Origin of the sequence: Tsuneonella flava (assembly GCF_002870965.1) — a bacterium.
In the GTDB taxonomy this organism is placed as follows: Bacteria; Pseudomonadota; Alphaproteobacteria; order Sphingomonadales; family Sphingomonadaceae; genus Tsuneonella; species Tsuneonella flava.
The window spans coordinates 1-14,347 of record NZ_PHSO01000006.1; the positions used below are offsets into that span (position 1 = coordinate 1).

Consider the following 14,347-nt stretch of genomic DNA (forward strand, 5'->3'; position numbering starts at 1 on the left):
TGCCACCTTCGCCATCGCTGACGGTGTAGGTGATGGTTGGAACCGTGCCGTTCCAGTTGGCATCGGGCGTGAAGGTATAAGCGCCGTTGCTGCCAATGGTGATCGTGCCCACACCGGCAATGGTCACGGTATCGCCTGCTGCGTGGGTGGCTGGATCGCCAGCCACCGTAAAGCTCGTCACACTCAGCGCGTCGCCATCGGGATCGCTGTCGTTGGTCAGCACGTTGCCGCTGACCGGGGTGTCTTCGTTGGTGCTGTCGGTGTCGTCGGTGGCGACCGGTGGATGTTTCGGATCTTCTCCGCCACCGCTTGCCAGCGCGGCTATTCCTGCTCCGCCACCCAGGGCGCCCAAGAGCCAGGGCCACCAGACGAAGCCAGCCACATCGTCGAGCTCGATTTCGGTGAAATGGAATTCAGACCATTCTTCCGGGTACTGGCCCCACCAGACAACACCGTAATCGTCTTGCAGCACGAGCTCGTTACGACCTTCATCTGCATCGATTCCCTCGGCTCCGTCGGTACCGTCCGACGTACCTTCCCTGGAATCGTTCGCGTCGGGATATTTGACGAAAAAGTCATCGATGGCGATCTCCTGGCCATCCTTAAGTATCAATACGAGATCGTCACCGCGGCGTTCGTAGCTCGCCACATTTTCCGGTGCCAGCTTCAGTACGATAACGGATGGACGATGAAGAGAAATCTTTTCACCTTCATCAATGCTCCGCCGGGACCCGCTCTTCTTGTCAATAATCTCGGCGTTCACGAGGTTCGTTGAGACATGGGGGGCCGAAGCTGGCATGCAATTAAATCCCTGAATTTCAATTATTGTGCGATTGTATCCGGTTACAAACCCGGAACCCGAGGAATCATTAAGTAATTAACTCGCCACTTCAAATCAGGTGCATCATGATGCAGTTGCATCCATCGACAGCGCAGCTATAGAAGGGAGAATTTACCCAAATTCCCCCTTTGTTATTGACCATTGAGCCATCTGCAACGCCAGATAGATTGCCGATTAAGCATATGATAATAGACGCTTTAAATGCTGCAACCTTCGCTATCGCGCGAGCTCAGACGCGTGCGGACCTCGAAAAAGCGTTACAAAATGCTGTAACCGCGCTGGGGTTTGACAGCTTCAACCTGTCCTGCGGTAAATCCGACAAGCGTGAATTCATGCTCGACCCGACTGTATCGTCATGGACCGAAGCGGACATGAAACTGTACGATCAGGATCGTTGGGCGGAGCGCGATCCGCTGCTGGCCTATGCTGCAAGTGGCGGTGAGGTGTGCGGCTGGCAGGTGGCCGACTGGCGAACCGAAAACGAGGAAGAGTACGCCCGCTACCTTGAATATTCAGGGTTGAAAGGCGGTGTGACAGCCCCGTTGGCATCGCCATCGGGCGCGCTCGCCGCAATGACGGTATTGTCCGCCAGCAAGAACGAGTTCGACAGTCAGACTATCCGCAGCATTCCTCTGCTGGGGAGTATAGCGATGATGCGGCTCGAAGCGCTGGGTTACGACAACTCCGGACTGGCAACTCCAAAGGCGATACTGGCCGGCCTGACCGATCATCAGATGGAAATATTACGGTGGGCCGCAAAAGGTAAGTCAAACGGCGATATCGGGCAGATTATCGGCCAGAAGAAGCGCACGGTCGATTATCATATGAAAACGATCCTGAAGAAGCTGGGCGTATCGACAAAAGTACAGGCGGTTGCGATCTACTCCTGTTCGTTCGAATGATGTGCTTGTCTGGGTGCCGGTAACCGGCAGCGCTTACCTTCCGCTTGGGCGGGGATAGATTCGCTCGCTTGCGCCACATTCCCACACGCGTAAGTCCCGTGATGTGCAAACCGAACTGCCACGACAACGCCCGATACTGGCGCTGGTGATCCGCCTGGGTGCGGCATTGGCGCTGGCCATGATGCTGGTCTTCGTGAAACTCGGCAGCGAAAGCGGGATGCATCTGGCGGAAATTCTGTTCTGGCGGCAACTGCCAACTGTGCCGTTGGTGATTGGTTATCTCGCTCTGCGGGGCAATCTCGGCAAGCTGAAGACGCAGCGACCGAAGGTGCATGGCAAACGCGCCCTCTATGGTCTGGCCGGAATGTTCCTCAACTTCGGCGCGGTCACTCTGCTGCCGCTAGCTGAAGCGACGACGTTTGGCTTCACGTCGGCCATCTGGGCGGTGATACTTTCGGCGGTTCTGCTGAAGGAAACGGTCGGCCCTTACCGCTGGGCTGCTGTTATTCTGGGATTCGCCGGCGTACTGGTGATCGCGCAGCCGGGGCACGCTCATATCCCACTATTCGGCGCCGGCGTGGCGCTGGGATCGGCATTTATGATCGCGCTGATCTCTATCCAGATCCGCGACCTCAACCGGACCGAAGAACCGCTGACCATCGTGTTCTATTTCGCGCTGTTCACTCTGCCGGTACTGGCGACATTCCTGCCATTCGTCGGCCACTGGCATCACACCCCTTACCAATGGATGCTGCTGGCCGGGCTTGGTTGCACCGGACTGTTCGGCCAACTGATGCTGACCGCAGCACTACGCTATGGCCCGGTGTCGAGTGTAATCGTGATGGATTATTCAGGGCTGATCTGGGCAACGCTGTTCGGGTGGCTGTTTTTCAGCAATCTGCCACCCGCGTCCACCTGGGTCGGCGCACCGCTGATCGTGATGGCTGGCCTGATCATCGCCTATCGCGAACACAAGCTGGCCATCGAACGCGCAGACACCGTGCCGCCTGGCGGTGTCAACGTTTAGCCTGTCACCAGGCCTTTCGCGGAAAGCGCCAGCAGAGCCGCGCCGATCACCGCGCAGACCAGAAATATGCCGGTCCACGGCACCCATCCCACCCGGTCGATCCGGGCTCGCTTGATCCGTCGTGATTCCGCGATGCGCGCGACTGCCGCAACGGCAAAGAAACCCGCTGCCCAGAGTGCAGCGATTTCCGCGTCGCTGGCAAAGGCAAAGAAGGCGTGCAGGTCCGTCATGCCACGCCATATGGGAGCTTAAGCGACAGACGCCAGACTACACGCGATGAGCCGCGAAATTTGTTCGCGGCTACGGGAACGGCACGCGCGGTCGACCGTTAACACCCTCGACCACTTTTAACCGCCATACGTCCAGATCAAGGGAAACACACATGGCACGCAAGATCATGATTGCCCTCGGCATCGCCGCTATCACCATGACCACAGCCGCCTGCAATACCGTGAAGGGTATGGGGCGCGATATCGAGTCAGTCGGTCAGGCCGGTTCCGACGCGATCAACTGAAACAACACGCAATAACCAAAAGGCCTTTCGAGGTCGCAGGGAACGCCCGCCGGAATTTATCCGGCGGGCGTTTTCTTTTTGCGTGACCATCCGCCGGGGCCACGGGCGCGCCGTTCGCGCACCAGCAGCCATCCGAACAGCCCGACCGGCCCGGCGAAGAACGTCAGCAGCAGGAACGGCACCTGAAACAACCGGCCAAATCCCTTGGCATCGGCATCGCGCGCGATCCACAGACCGGCAAACAGATCGAACGCCAGATAGTGCGTCCAGCCAATCGCGATGCCCGCATCGCTGGCAAACAGTTCGCGGATACCCGCAATCGTCGTGAACTGGGTGAAGTCCAGCCCACCTTGCGCGATCAGCACCGCGAGCCCGCACGTATAGGCAAGCGAGAGCACCCCCACACCGGCATAGAGCACCATCGCCAGCGGGAATGGCCGCCGGGGCAACGCCAGCAACACGATCCACGCCACCAGCGCGATCGTATTGGTCACGGAAAACATCGCCTGCCACATAATTCAGCGCCCTTAACTTCCGCCCTGCTCGCTCAGCGATGGTTCGCCGGGCGCAACCTCCGGCTCGCTCCACGTCAGCACCGGCTTGCGCGCGGCGAGGGTTTCGTCGAGGCGGCGGCGCGGCGCATGGATCGGAGCCGCCTTCAGCGTTTCGTCCCCTGCCCGCGCCCGTTCGGCCAGACTGCGGAGCGCAGCAATAAACTGATCCAGACCTGCCTTGCTCTCTGTCTCAGTGGGTTCGATCAGCATCGCGCCGTGGACGACCAGCGGGAAATACATCGTCATCGGATGATACCCCTCGTCGATCAGCCCCTTGGCCAGATCGAGCGTAGTCATCCCTTCGGCAAAGCCTTTATCGCTGAATAGCGCCTCGTGCATACAGGGGCCGCTGGCGCCGAACGGTGCGTCGAGCGCATCTTCGAGACTGCGGAGGATGTAATTGGCGTTGAGCACAGCATCGCCCGCCACCTGCCGCAAACCATCGGCCCCGTGGCTGAGGATATAGGCCAGCGCACGGGTGAACATGCCCATCTGCCCGTGGAACGCGCTCATCCGGCCAAAGCTGTGCGGATGGCGTTCGCCAGCGGTTTCTTCCTCCACCAGCGTCAACGTGCCATCGGCGTGAAACTCGCTGAACGGCAGCGGGCCATAGGGGCACAGCGCTTCGCTCAACACCACCGGGCCGGAACCCGGTCCACCGCCGCCGTGGGGCGTGGAGAACGTTTTGTGCAGGTTGATGTGCATCGCATCGACGCCCAGATCCCCCGGACGCACCCGGCCAACGATGGCGTTGAAATTGGCGCCGTCGCAATAGACGTATCCGCCAGCGGCATGAACCGCGTCCGAAATCGCCTTCATATCGCGTTCGAACAGGCCACAGGTGTTGGGGTTGGTAATCATCACCCCGGCGACATCCGGCCCCAGCCGCGCCTTGAGCGCCGCCAGATCGACGCGCCCTTCAGCCGTGGCGGGGATATTTTCCACCCGATAACCGGCAAAGGCCGCGGTGGCCGGATTGGTGCCATGCGCGCTTTCGGGCACGAGGATCACTTCGCGGGCGTCGCCCTTCGCCTCCAGCGCAGCGCGGATGCACAGGATACCGCACAGCTCGCCATGTGCGCCTGCCTTGGGCGTCATCGCCACACCGGGCATCCCGGTCAGCTTGCACAACCACTGAGCCAGTTCGTTGATAACGCCCAGCGCGCCCTGCACCGTATCGACCGGCTGCAACGGGTGGACATCGGCAAAGCCCGGCATCCGCGCGACTTTCTCGTTCACACGCGGGTTGTGCTTCATCGTGCAACTGCCCAGCGGGAACAGGCCGAGATCGATGGCATAGTTCTGGCGGCTGAGCCGCGTGTAGTGGCGCACCGTTTCCGGTTCGGACAGACCCGGCAGGCCGATTTCCGCATCGCGCTCAAACCCGCCAAGGCGGTTGCTGCTCAGGTCCGGTTCGGGCAGATCGACACCGGTCGTCTCGCAATTGCCGATTTCGAAAATCAACGGTTCTTCCAGCATCAGCGCCTTGTTGCCGGTGACGGTGTTGGCGCCATCGGCAGTGCCGGCCACAGGCGAAGTGGGCTTCCAGCCGCTCTGGTTCGGGGCGTTCATGACAGCACCTCCTCAAGCGCACGGCCCAGTGTTTCGATATCCTCCTCGGTGGTCGTCTCGGTCACTGCGACGACCAGCCCGCCCGACAGTGCATCGACGGTCGGGAACAGGCGGCCCAGCGAGACACCGGCCAGCACTTTATCGTCCGCCAGCTTACGCACTACCGCGCGTGCGTCGGCAGGGAGGATCACAGTAAATTCGTTGAAGAACGTGTCGTTGAGCACTGTCGCCCCCGGCACTTTCGCCAGCCGATCGGCGGCGATGCAGGCCAGCCGGTGGTTTTCCGCCGCCAGCGCCCGCAGCCCCTTTTCACCCAGCAGTGTCAGGTGGATCGAGAACGCCAGCGCGCACAGCCCCGAATTGGTGCAGATGTTGCTGGTCGCTTTTTCGCGCCGGATATGTTGTTCGCGGGTGGAGAGTGTCAGCACAAAACCGCGCTTGCCCTCTGCATCCACGGTTTCGCCGCACAGGCGACCGGGCATCTGGCGCACGTGTTTGGGGTCGCGCACAGCAAACAGGCCAAGGTACGGCCCGCCGAATTGCAGGCCGACGCCAATCGACTGCCCTTCACCAACCACGATATCCGCGCCCAGTTCGCCCGGCGCCTTGATCGCGCCCAGCGCCACCGGTTCGGTGTTCACCACCACCAGCAGAGCGCCCCTGGCATGGGCAGCCTCAGCAATTTCGGCCAGATCGGGAATGCGGCCCAGAATATCGGGATACTGCACCACGACACAGCTCGTCTGATCGTCGATCCGGGCGATCAGCCCGGCATTGTCGGGTTTTGCCGTCAGCGAAGGCAGCGCGTCAGCGATCTGGTCTTCGGTGAACCTGGCCATTGTCTTGACCGTTTCGGCATAGTGCGGATGCAATGCACCCGACAGCACCACACGCTTGCGCCGTGTTACCCGGCCCGCCATCGCCACCGCTTCCCAGCACGCGGTAGAGCCATCGTACATCGATGCATTCGCCACCGCGCAGCCGTAGAGCCTGGCCACCTGCGTCTGGAATTCGAACAGCATCTGCAAAGTGCCCTGCGCGATTTCCGGCTGATACGGAGTATAGGCCGTCAGGAATTCACCGCGCTGGATCATGTGATCGACTGTCGCCGGAACATGGTGGCGATAGGCCCCCGCCCCCAGGAAGAACGCCGCATCGGCAGCGGCCAGATTCTTCTTGCTGAGCGCACGCATATGCTTTTCCACCGCCATTTCACTGGCATGGAGCGGCAGGCCCTCAATCGGCGCGGTCAGGTAATGATCCGCCGGAACGTCCGCGAACAGTGCATCGACATCGGACGCGCCGATGGTTTCGAGCATGGCCGAACGGTCGGCATCGGTCAGGGGTAGATAGCGCATAGTAACCCTTGTTGGTGCGCCCCCGCTCTGGCGAGGGCCTCTGGCAGCAGAGCACGTGGCTCGTGCCCCCGCTTACGCGGGGGCGCACGTCAGGCGATCACAGCCCGTCCACGAATTCCTTGTACTTCGCTTCGTCCATCAGGCCGTCCAGTTCGCTGGCGTCGGCAATGGTCAGCTTGAAGAACCAGCCATCGCCTTCCGGCGCGGTGTTGACCAGCGCGGGATCTTCTTCCAGCGCGGCGTTGCCTTCGGTCACAGTGCCGCTGACCGGGGAATAGACGTCGCTGGCGGCCTTGACGCTTTCGACCACGGCGGCATCGCCGCCCTTGGTCAGCGTAGCACCTTCGTCGGGCGTTTCGACGAACACCACATCGCCAAGCTGGCTCTGCGCGTAATCGGTGATGCCGACAGTGGCACTGGTGCCGTCAACTTCGATCCATTCGTGATCTTCAGTGAAATAACGGGTCATTTGGCAGCTCCCTTGCGGAAATAACGATGGGGTACAAACGGCATCGGCACGACCGTGGCAGGCAGACGCTTGCCACGCACTTCGAGTTCGAGCGCGGTGCCTTCGGCAGAATGAGCGGTGTCGACATAAGCCATCGCAATCGGATGGCCGAGCGTGGGCGCAAATCCACCCGATGTGACAGTGCCGACTTTGGTATCGCCCGCGAATACATCGGCGCCTTCGCGTGCCGCCATGCGCCCTTCCAGCGCGAGGCCGACGCGCTTTGTCGGCGCACCATCGGCCAGCAGGCGGAGAACGCGCTTCGCACCGCGGAAGCCCCCTTCGGCGCGGCGGCGCTTGCTGATCGCAAATGTCAGGTCCGCGCTGACCGGGTCGGTTTCGGGCGACAGGTCGTGACCGTAGAGCGGCAGCCCAGCCTCCAGCCGCAAGCTGTCGCGCGCGCCAAGGCCGATGGGCTTCACTTCCAGTTCGGCACACAACCGACCGGCAAGCTGTTCCGCCTGATCAGCGGCGACTGAAATCTCGAACCCGTCTTCGCCGGTATAGCCCGAACGCGACACCATCAGATCGAGTTCACCGAACTGGTATTCCTTCGCTTCCATGAAGCCGAAATCCTCGGTCAGCCCGCGCATCGCGCGTTCGAGCGCCACGGCCGCTTCCGGCCCCTGCAGCGCGAGCAGAGCGCGATCATCCAGATGCGTCAGAGTGATTTCATCGGGCAGGAATTCGCGCAAGTGAGCGATATCGTCCCACTTGGTCGCGCCGTTGACCACCAGATAATAACGCGCGACGCCCCCTTCCGGGGTAACATTGGTGACCATCAGATCGTCGAGAATCCCGCCGTTTTCATCGAGCAGGAGCGAATAACGGACCTTGCCCGGCTTCAGCGCGGCAATCTCTCCCGGCAGCAGAGCTTCCAGCGCAGCGGCCGCACCTTCCCCTTCCACGATAAGCTGGCCCATGTGGCTGACATCGAACAGACCGGCATGATCGCGGGTCCACTGGTGTTCTGCCAGAATGCCTTCGTACTGGATCGGCATTTCATATCCGGCGAAGGGCACCATGCGGGCACCTTGCGCGCGGTGCCATGCGTCCATCGGCAGAGCCAGAAGTTCAGTGGTTTCTTCGTTTTCGCTGCTATCGCTCACATCAGATTCCCGACAGGCGCGGCAATGCCCGGTGCAGGCATCTGAAACCGCCGCCCCCTCTGTCGGGAAACCTGAGAGCTTCGACTGGCCATTCCGCACGGAACAGCTCGCCATACCCCTTCGGTGGGCACCGCCAACGCGATGCCGCTTTCCAGAGTGTCGCATGTCCTGCCACGGTCCTGTGGCCTGAGAGATTCCGGGGCGGTTGCTCCTTCGGCGTCCCTCGTCGGTATGACGCGGGAGCTCTCCCGCGGCAGGTGTCGGATTCGCATCCGGCGACTCAGTAATCCCTGCGCGATTCCCTGCGCGCGGTCAATCGAGATTGGGGCGTAACCACCGTTCGGCAGTGGCGATATCCACGCCTCTGCGCGCGGCATAGTCTTCCAACTGGTCGCGACCGATGCGGGCAACCCCGAAATACTCGCTCTGCGGATGCGCGAAATAAAACCCGCTGACAGCCGATGTCGGCAACATGGCGTTGCTTTCGGTCAGCACGATCCCCGCGTTCTTTTCCGCTTCCAGCAGATCGAACAGGATCGGCTTCAGCGAGTGGTCGGGGCAGGCAGGATAGCCCGGTGCCGGGCGAATGCCGCGATACTGCTCTTTAATCAGCGCTTCGTTGGTCAGTTGTTCGCCTGCGGCATAGCCCCACAGATCGGTGCGGACGTGTTTATGCAGCCGTTCCGCAAATGCCTCCGCAAAACGGTCCGCCAGCGCTTTCAGCAGGATATCGGAATAGTCATCGTGATCGGCGCGGAAGCGTTCGATATGCGGTTCGATCCCGTGGATGCCGACAGCAAAGCCGCCGATCCAGTCGCCCGCCGGATCGATGAAATCGGCCAGGCAGTAATTCGCCCGGTCCCGGCTCTTGCGGACCTGTTGCCGCAGGAACGGCAGGCGCACGTGTTCCTCGCGGCGAACGCGGTGGATCGTCACATCGTCTCCATCGCGGGCGCAAGGCCAGAACCCGCAGACGCCACGCGCGGTCAGCCAGTGTTCGTCCACGATCCGTTTGAGCATCGCCTGTGCATCGGCAAACAACTGGCGCGCGCTTTCGCCCACCACGTCGTCGTCCAGAATCGCCGGATAGTTGCCTGCCAGTTCCCATGCCCGGAAGAACGGAGTCCAGTCGAAGTGATCGACCAGATCGCTGAGCGACCAGCTATCGAAAACATGGATGCCGGGATCGTCCGGCGGGCCGGGCTTGTCGCTGAAATCGACCCGCGCCGCGTTATCGCGCGCTTCTTCCAATGTCAGCAGCACACTGGCTGTCTTGCCGGCACGCACATCGCGTACATGGGTGTAATCGGCAGCCACTTCCTCGACATAGCTATCGCGCTGGGTGTCGGACAGCAGCTTGCTCGCCACCCCGACCGCGCGGCTGGCGTCGAGCACGTGGATCACCGGCCCGTCATAGGCCGGATCGATCCGCAGCGCGGTGTGGATCTTGCTGGTGGTCGCCCCGCCGATCAGCAGAGGAATATCCATCGCGGCGCGCTGCATTTCCTCGCCCACAGTCACCATTTCATCGAGCGACGGGGTAATCAGGCCCGACAGGCCGATGATATCCGCGTCTTCCGCTTTGGCCGTCTCGATGATTTTCGACCAGGGGACCATCACCCCAAGGTCGATCACTTCGTAGCCGTTACACTGAAGCACAACGCCGACAATGTTCTTGCCGATATCGTGCACGTCGCCCTTCACGGTCGCCATCACGATCTTGCCCTTGGCCTTGGCGCCTTCTTCCTTCTCCGCTTCGATGAAGGGGATCAGGTGGGCCACGGCCTTCTTCATCACGCGGGCGGATTTGACGACTTGCGGCAGGAACATCTTGCCGCTGCCGAACAGATCGCCGACCACGTTCATCCCGTCCATCAGCGGGCCTTCGATCACTTCGATCGGGCGCCCGCCACGCTCTGCGACAGCCAGCCGCGCTTCTTCGGTATCGGACACGACATCGGCGTCGATCCCTTTGACCAGCGCGTGTTCCAGCCGCCGTTCGACCGGCCAGCCGCGCCATTCGGCGGCCTGCTTTTCGTCTTCCTTGCTCTTGCCCTTGTAGCTTTCGGCAAGCGCGATCAGCCGCTCCGTCGCATCGGGGCGACGCATCAGGATCACATCTTCGCAGGCATCGCGCAGTTCGGGATCGATATCGTCGTAAATATCGAGCTGACCCGCGTTGACGATGGCCATATCCAGCCCGGCAGGTATCGCGTGATAGAGGAACACCGAATGCATCGCCCGGCGCACGGTTTCGTTGCCGCGGAAACTGAAGCTGAGGTTCGACAAGCCGCCGCTGCAATGGACATGCGGGCACGCCAGCCGGATTTCGCGCACCGCTTCGATGAAATCGAGCGCGTAGCGATCGTGTTCCTCGATCCCTGTCGCCACGGCGAATACGTTGGCATCGAAGATGATATCTTCAGGCGGGAAGCCGATCCCCGTAAGCAAGTCATAGGCGCGGGTACAGATGTCGACTTTGCGCTCTTTCGTATCGGCCTGCCCCGCTTCGTCGAACGCCATGACGACGACCGCAGCGCCATAGTCCATGCATTTGCGCGCATGGTCGAGGAATTGTTCCTCCCCTTCCTTCATGCTGATCGAATTGACGATCGGCTTGCCCGACACGCATTTAAGGCCCGCTTCGATCACGTCCCATTTCGAACTGTCGATCATGACCGGCACACGCGCGATATCGGGTTCGGCAGCGATCAGTTTCAGGAACGTGGTCATCGCCTCGACAGCGTCGAGCAGGCCTTCGTCCATGTTGACATCGACCACTTGCGCGCCGTTTTCGACCTGCTGGCGCGCGACTTCGACGGCGGCGGGATAATCGCCTGCCATGACGAGTTTCTTGAACCGGGCCGAACCGGTCACATTGGTCCGCTCACCGATATTGACGAATTGCGAGCCGGAAGAGGCAGTGGTCTGATCGTTCATTGTATGTCCGGTATCGGGCGCGCTCAGGCGGCCATCGTAAAGGGTTCGAGCCCGGCAAGCCGCGTGGCGACTTCAGGGGTCGGTATGGCGCGCGGAGTGGAATCGGCCACCGCCTGCGCGATCGCGGCGATATGCGCGGGGGTCGATCCGCAGCATCCGCCCAGCACGTTGACAGTGCCGTTTTCGGCCCACGCCTTCAGCATTCCGGCGGTGGTTTCCGGTGCTTCGTCATATTCGCCCAGTTCGTTGGGCAGACCGGCGTTGGGATAGGCCATGATCAGCGTATCCGCGATCCGGCTGAGCAACTGGATATGCGGGCGCAATTGTTCCGCGCCGAACGAACAGTTCAGCCCCACCGTCAACGGTTTGGCGTGGCGCACGGCATGCCAGAATGCCTCCACCGTATGACCCGACAGATTGCGCCCCGACAGGTCGGTCAGCGTCATCGACAGCATGATCGGCACATCGCGACCCAGCTCGCGCTCCAGCTTACGCACGGCCATGATCCCGGCCTTGCAGTTAAGCGTGTCGAACACCGTTTCGATCAGGATGAAATCCGCCCCGCCCTCTACCAGAGCGGCAGCCTGTTCGTGATAGACATCGACCAGATAATCGAAATCGATCTCGCGATAGCCGGGGTCTTCGACATCGGGCGACAGCGACAGAGTCTTGTTGGTTGGCCCGATCGCCCCGGCGACAAAGCGCGGGCGACCGTCTTTCGCGGCGAATTCATCCGCCACCTGCCGCGCCAGCCGCGCCGATGCCAGGTTGATATCGCGCACCAGATGTTCGGCCCCGTAATCGGCCTGACTGATACGGTTGGCGGAAAACGTATTGGTTTCCGCGATATCGGCCCCTGCCTCGAAATAGGCGCGGTGGATCGATTCGGGTACATCAGGCTTCGACAGCGCGAGGATGTCGTTGTTGCCCTTCTGATCGTGCGACAGGCCCAGATCGCCGGCATAGTCGGCTTCGGACAGTTTCCAGTTCTGGATTTCCGTACCGAACGCCCCGTCGGTAATCAGCACGCGCTGCGCCGCCTGATCGATGAATTGCTGGCGAACACTCACTGGCTGTCTCCTGTCGCGCGCAGACCGAGCAACTGGCACACCGCAAATGCCTGATCCGCCCGGTTGAGCGTGTAGAAATGAAAATCGCGCACACCACCGTCATAGAGGCGGCGGCAGAAATCGGCGGCGACTGTCGCGGCGACCAGCGCGCGCGGGCCGGGCCGTTCGTCCAGCCCATCGAACAGGCTTTCCATCCATTCGGGTATCGCGGTGTTCGCGCTCATCCGCCGGATCGCGGCAAAAGTCGTCACCGGCATGATGCCGGGCAGGATTGGCACTTCGATCCCCGCCGCCAGCGCCTTGTCCAGAAAGCGGAAATAGGCGTCTGTCGAATAGAAGAACTGCGTGATCGCCTGGCTGGCACCGGCATCGATCTTGCGCTTCAGGTTATCGAGATCGGCCTGCGCGCTGTCCGCTTCGGGATGCACTTCGGGATAGGCGGCGACGGAGATTTCGAACTCGTGCCTTTTCCGCAGCCCTTCGACCAGATCGGCCGCGCTGGCATAGCCTTCGGGATGTGGCGTGAACCGCCCGCCGCTGTCGGGCGGAGGATCGCCGCGCAGGGCGACGATATGGCGCACGCCCGCGTCCCAATAAGCATCGGCAATCTCGTCGATCTCACCTTTGGAGGCTCCCACGCATGTCAGATGCGCGGCAGGTGTCAGCGGCGTTTCCGTGACGAGACGCGATACAGTGGCGTGGGTGCGTTCGCGGGTCGAACCGCCTGCGCCATATGTCACCGAAACGAAGCGCGGATTGAACGGCGCCAGTTCCTCGATCGCGTTCCATAGCTGCGCCTCCATCTTCTCGCTCTTGGGCGGGAAGAATTCGAACGACACGCCAATATCGCCGGGCAGCGCCGCGAAAGCGGGCTCCTGCGGGGCTGGGGTATTCATCAGGAAACCTTTCGCGAACGGTCCGCGCCGGGCACGGCGGAATGGCTGTGGGGATGAGTGTTGTCGGCAGTGGGCTGGCGCTGGCCGGTCCAGACTTTGACCACCAGTTCGCCCCCTTCGCAGGCATGCGGAGTGTCGGGGATAAAGCCATGCGCGGCCAGCATTTCCGCCATCTGCGCGTCTGCGAAGCCAAGTCGCGCATGGGCATGTTCGCGCCGCAGTTCCTCGCGCGAATGGGTTGCCAGATCGGCAATCGCGATAGTCCCGCCGGGGCGGCACACCCGCGCCGCTTCTGCCAGAGCGAAGCCCGGTTCCTGCGCGTAGTGCAGCACCTGATGGAACACCACCGTATCGAAACTGCCCGGTTCGAACGGCAGTGCGCCCAGATCGCCCTGAACCAGCGCCACTCGCTCGGCCGGGAAATCCTGCAACCGCGCACGGGCAAGGCGCAGCATTTCGGGGCTTTTATCAAGGCCGGTCACATGATCGGCATAAGGCTCCAGCAGCTCCGCAATCCGCCCGGTGCCCGTGCCGATATCGAGCACTTTGCCCAATGGTTGCGCCGACAGCGCCGCCACCAGCGCCGCCTCCACCGTTTCAGCCGGTGCGAACAGAGCGCGCAAACGATCCCATTCCGACGCATGGGCCGCGAAATAGGCGGCGGCGGCCTTTTCCCGATTGGCGCGGATATCGGCCAGATGACGGCGATCTTCGGTACACTGGCGCGCAAAGGCGGTGTCTTCCGCTTCTGCCACCAGCAGCAGTTCGGCGGCGGCCTGCCGGGTGCGCGCACCGGCGTCCGCCCCCTCGGCAGGTGGCTGGCTGAGGAACACCCAGCTTCCCTCGCGCCGCTTTTCCAGCAAGCCCGCATCGCACAGGATCGCCACGTGCCGCGATACGCGCGGCTGGCTCTGCCCCAATACTTGCGCCAGCTCGCCCACGGCCAGCTCCATCGCTCCGGCCAGACGGAGGATGCGCTGGCGCGTCGGATCGGCCATTGCACGGATGAGGACATCGATATTCACAGGCGACATAAAGATATGTTTATATCTAAAA

At 61.8% G+C, this 14,347-nt stretch carries 14 protein-coding genes and 1 riboswitch; of the genes, 3 read left to right on the top strand and 11 right to left on the bottom strand.

Features of this window, described 5'->3' with window-relative positions; all coding sequences use genetic code 11:
• A partial coding sequence (locus tag CV013_RS15555) for a BapA/Bap/LapF family prefix-like domain-containing protein (protein WP_198591854.1) occupies window positions 1–763 on the bottom strand: 763 nt, incomplete at its 3' end.
• Between the two features lie 260 nt (window positions 764–1,023).
• Here CV013_RS15555 and CV013_RS09925 point away from each other — a divergent pair.
• Complete coding sequence (locus CV013_RS09925) at window positions 1,024–1,743, top strand: helix-turn-helix transcriptional regulator (RefSeq protein WP_102155244.1); 720 nt, start codon at window positions 1,024–1,026, stop codon at window positions 1,741–1,743.
• A gap of 103 nt (window positions 1,744–1,846) precedes the next feature.
• The gene (locus tag CV013_RS09930) at window positions 1,847–2,770 is read left to right on the top strand and encodes a DMT family transporter (protein WP_102155246.1); all 924 of its coding nucleotides are present in this window, start codon (window positions 1,847–1,849) and stop codon (window positions 2,768–2,770) included.
• On the opposite strand, the gene CV013_RS09935 is transcribed toward CV013_RS09930, so the two are convergent.
• Window positions 2,767–3,000 (bottom strand): hypothetical protein, encoded by a 234-nt coding sequence (locus CV013_RS09935; RefSeq protein WP_102155248.1) that lies wholly within the window; start codon window positions 2,998–3,000, stop codon window positions 2,767–2,769. The genes CV013_RS09930 and CV013_RS09935 overlap by 4 nt on opposite strands.
• Before the next feature lie 152 nt (window positions 3,001–3,152).
• Between CV013_RS09935 and CV013_RS09940 the strand changes: the two genes are divergently transcribed.
• A complete protein-coding gene (locus CV013_RS09940; RefSeq protein ID WP_102155250.1) occupies window positions 3,153–3,284 on the top strand; it encodes an entericidin A/B family lipoprotein in 132 nt (43 codons plus the stop codon).
• A gap of 56 nt (window positions 3,285–3,340) precedes the next feature.
• On the opposite strand, the gene CV013_RS09945 is transcribed toward CV013_RS09940, so the two are convergent.
• From CV013_RS09945 to CV013_RS09985, 9 genes are all read right to left on the bottom strand, one after another.
• The gene (locus tag CV013_RS09945) at window positions 3,341–3,787 is read right to left on the bottom strand and encodes an ABA4-like family protein (protein ID WP_232806595.1); all 447 of its coding nucleotides are present in this window, start codon (window positions 3,785–3,787) and stop codon (window positions 3,341–3,343) included.
• A gap of 24 nt (window positions 3,788–3,811) precedes the next feature.
• On the bottom strand, window positions 3,812–5,410 hold the full coding sequence (gene gcvPB / locus CV013_RS09950; protein WP_102155254.1) for an aminomethyl-transferring glycine dehydrogenase subunit GcvPB: 1,599 nt from the start codon (window positions 5,408–5,410) through the stop codon (window positions 3,812–3,814).
• A complete protein-coding gene (gcvPA, locus tag CV013_RS09955) occupies window positions 5,407–6,768 on the bottom strand; it encodes an aminomethyl-transferring glycine dehydrogenase subunit GcvPA (protein WP_102155256.1) in 1,362 nt (453 codons plus the stop codon). The genes gcvPB and gcvPA overlap by 4 nt, the downstream gene beginning before the upstream one ends.
• Before the next feature lie 97 nt (window positions 6,769–6,865).
• Entirely contained in the window at window positions 6,866–7,237 is a 372-nt protein-coding gene (gene gcvH, locus CV013_RS09960) for a glycine cleavage system protein GcvH (RefSeq protein WP_102155258.1), read from the bottom strand.
• Window positions 7,234–8,385, bottom strand: a complete 1,152-nt coding sequence (gcvT, locus tag CV013_RS09965; RefSeq protein WP_268968802.1) for a glycine cleavage system aminomethyltransferase GcvT — start codon at window positions 8,383–8,385, stop codon at window positions 7,234–7,236. The genes gcvH and gcvT overlap by 4 nt, the downstream gene beginning before the upstream one ends.
• A gap of 164 nt (window positions 8,386–8,549) precedes the next feature.
• Window positions 8,550–8,646, bottom strand: a riboswitch (glycine riboswitch).
• Between the two features lie 51 nt (window positions 8,647–8,697).
• The gene (gene metH, locus CV013_RS09970; RefSeq protein ID WP_102155262.1) at window positions 8,698–11,325 is read right to left on the bottom strand and encodes a methionine synthase; all 2,628 of its coding nucleotides are present in this window, start codon (window positions 11,323–11,325) and stop codon (window positions 8,698–8,700) included.
• A 23-nt stretch (window positions 11,326–11,348) separates the two neighbouring features.
• Window positions 11,349–12,395, bottom strand: a complete 1,047-nt coding sequence (locus CV013_RS09975) for a homocysteine S-methyltransferase family protein (protein WP_102155264.1) — start codon at window positions 12,393–12,395, stop codon at window positions 11,349–11,351.
• Window positions 12,392–13,291, bottom strand: a complete 900-nt coding sequence (gene metF / locus CV013_RS09980) for a methylenetetrahydrofolate reductase [NAD(P)H] (RefSeq protein WP_102155266.1) — start codon at window positions 13,289–13,291, stop codon at window positions 12,392–12,394. The genes CV013_RS09975 and metF overlap by 4 nt, the downstream gene beginning before the upstream one ends.
• Complete coding sequence (locus tag CV013_RS09985; protein ID WP_102155925.1) at window positions 13,291–14,316, bottom strand: ArsR/SmtB family transcription factor; 1,026 nt, start codon at window positions 14,314–14,316, stop codon at window positions 13,291–13,293. Before CV013_RS09985 ends, metF begins: the two co-directional genes overlap by 1 nt.
• Window positions 14,317–14,347 lie beyond the last annotated feature (31 nt).

Coding starts and splice junctions, on each gene's coding strand:
- CV013_RS09940 (WP_102155250.1), top strand. CDS start 3,153: ATGGCACGCAAGATCATGATTGCCCTCGGCATCGCCGCTATCACCATG.
- metH (WP_102155262.1), bottom strand. CDS start 11,325: ATGAACGATCAGACCACTGCCTCTTCCGGCTCGCAATTCGTCAATATC.
- gcvH (WP_102155258.1), bottom strand. CDS start 7,237: ATGACCCGTTATTTCACTGAAGATCACGAATGGATCGAAGTTGACGGC.
- CV013_RS09935 (WP_102155248.1), bottom strand. CDS start 3,000: ATGACGGACCTGCACGCCTTCTTTGCCTTTGCCAGCGACGCGGAAATC.
- gcvPA (WP_102155256.1), bottom strand. CDS start 6,768: ATGCGCTATCTACCCCTGACCGATGCCGACCGTTCGGCCATGCTCGAA.
- CV013_RS09945 (WP_232806595.1), bottom strand. CDS start 3,787: ATGTTTTCCGTGACCAATACGATCGCGCTGGTGGCGTGGATCGTGTTG.
- metF (WP_102155266.1), bottom strand. CDS start 13,291: ATGAATACCCCAGCCCCGCAGGAGCCCGCTTTCGCGGCGCTGCCCGGC.
- gcvPB (WP_102155254.1), bottom strand. CDS start 5,410: ATGAACGCCCCGAACCAGAGCGGCTGGAAGCCCACTTCGCCTGTGGCC.
- CV013_RS09925 (WP_102155244.1), top strand. CDS start 1,024: ATGATAATAGACGCTTTAAATGCTGCAACCTTCGCTATCGCGCGAGCT.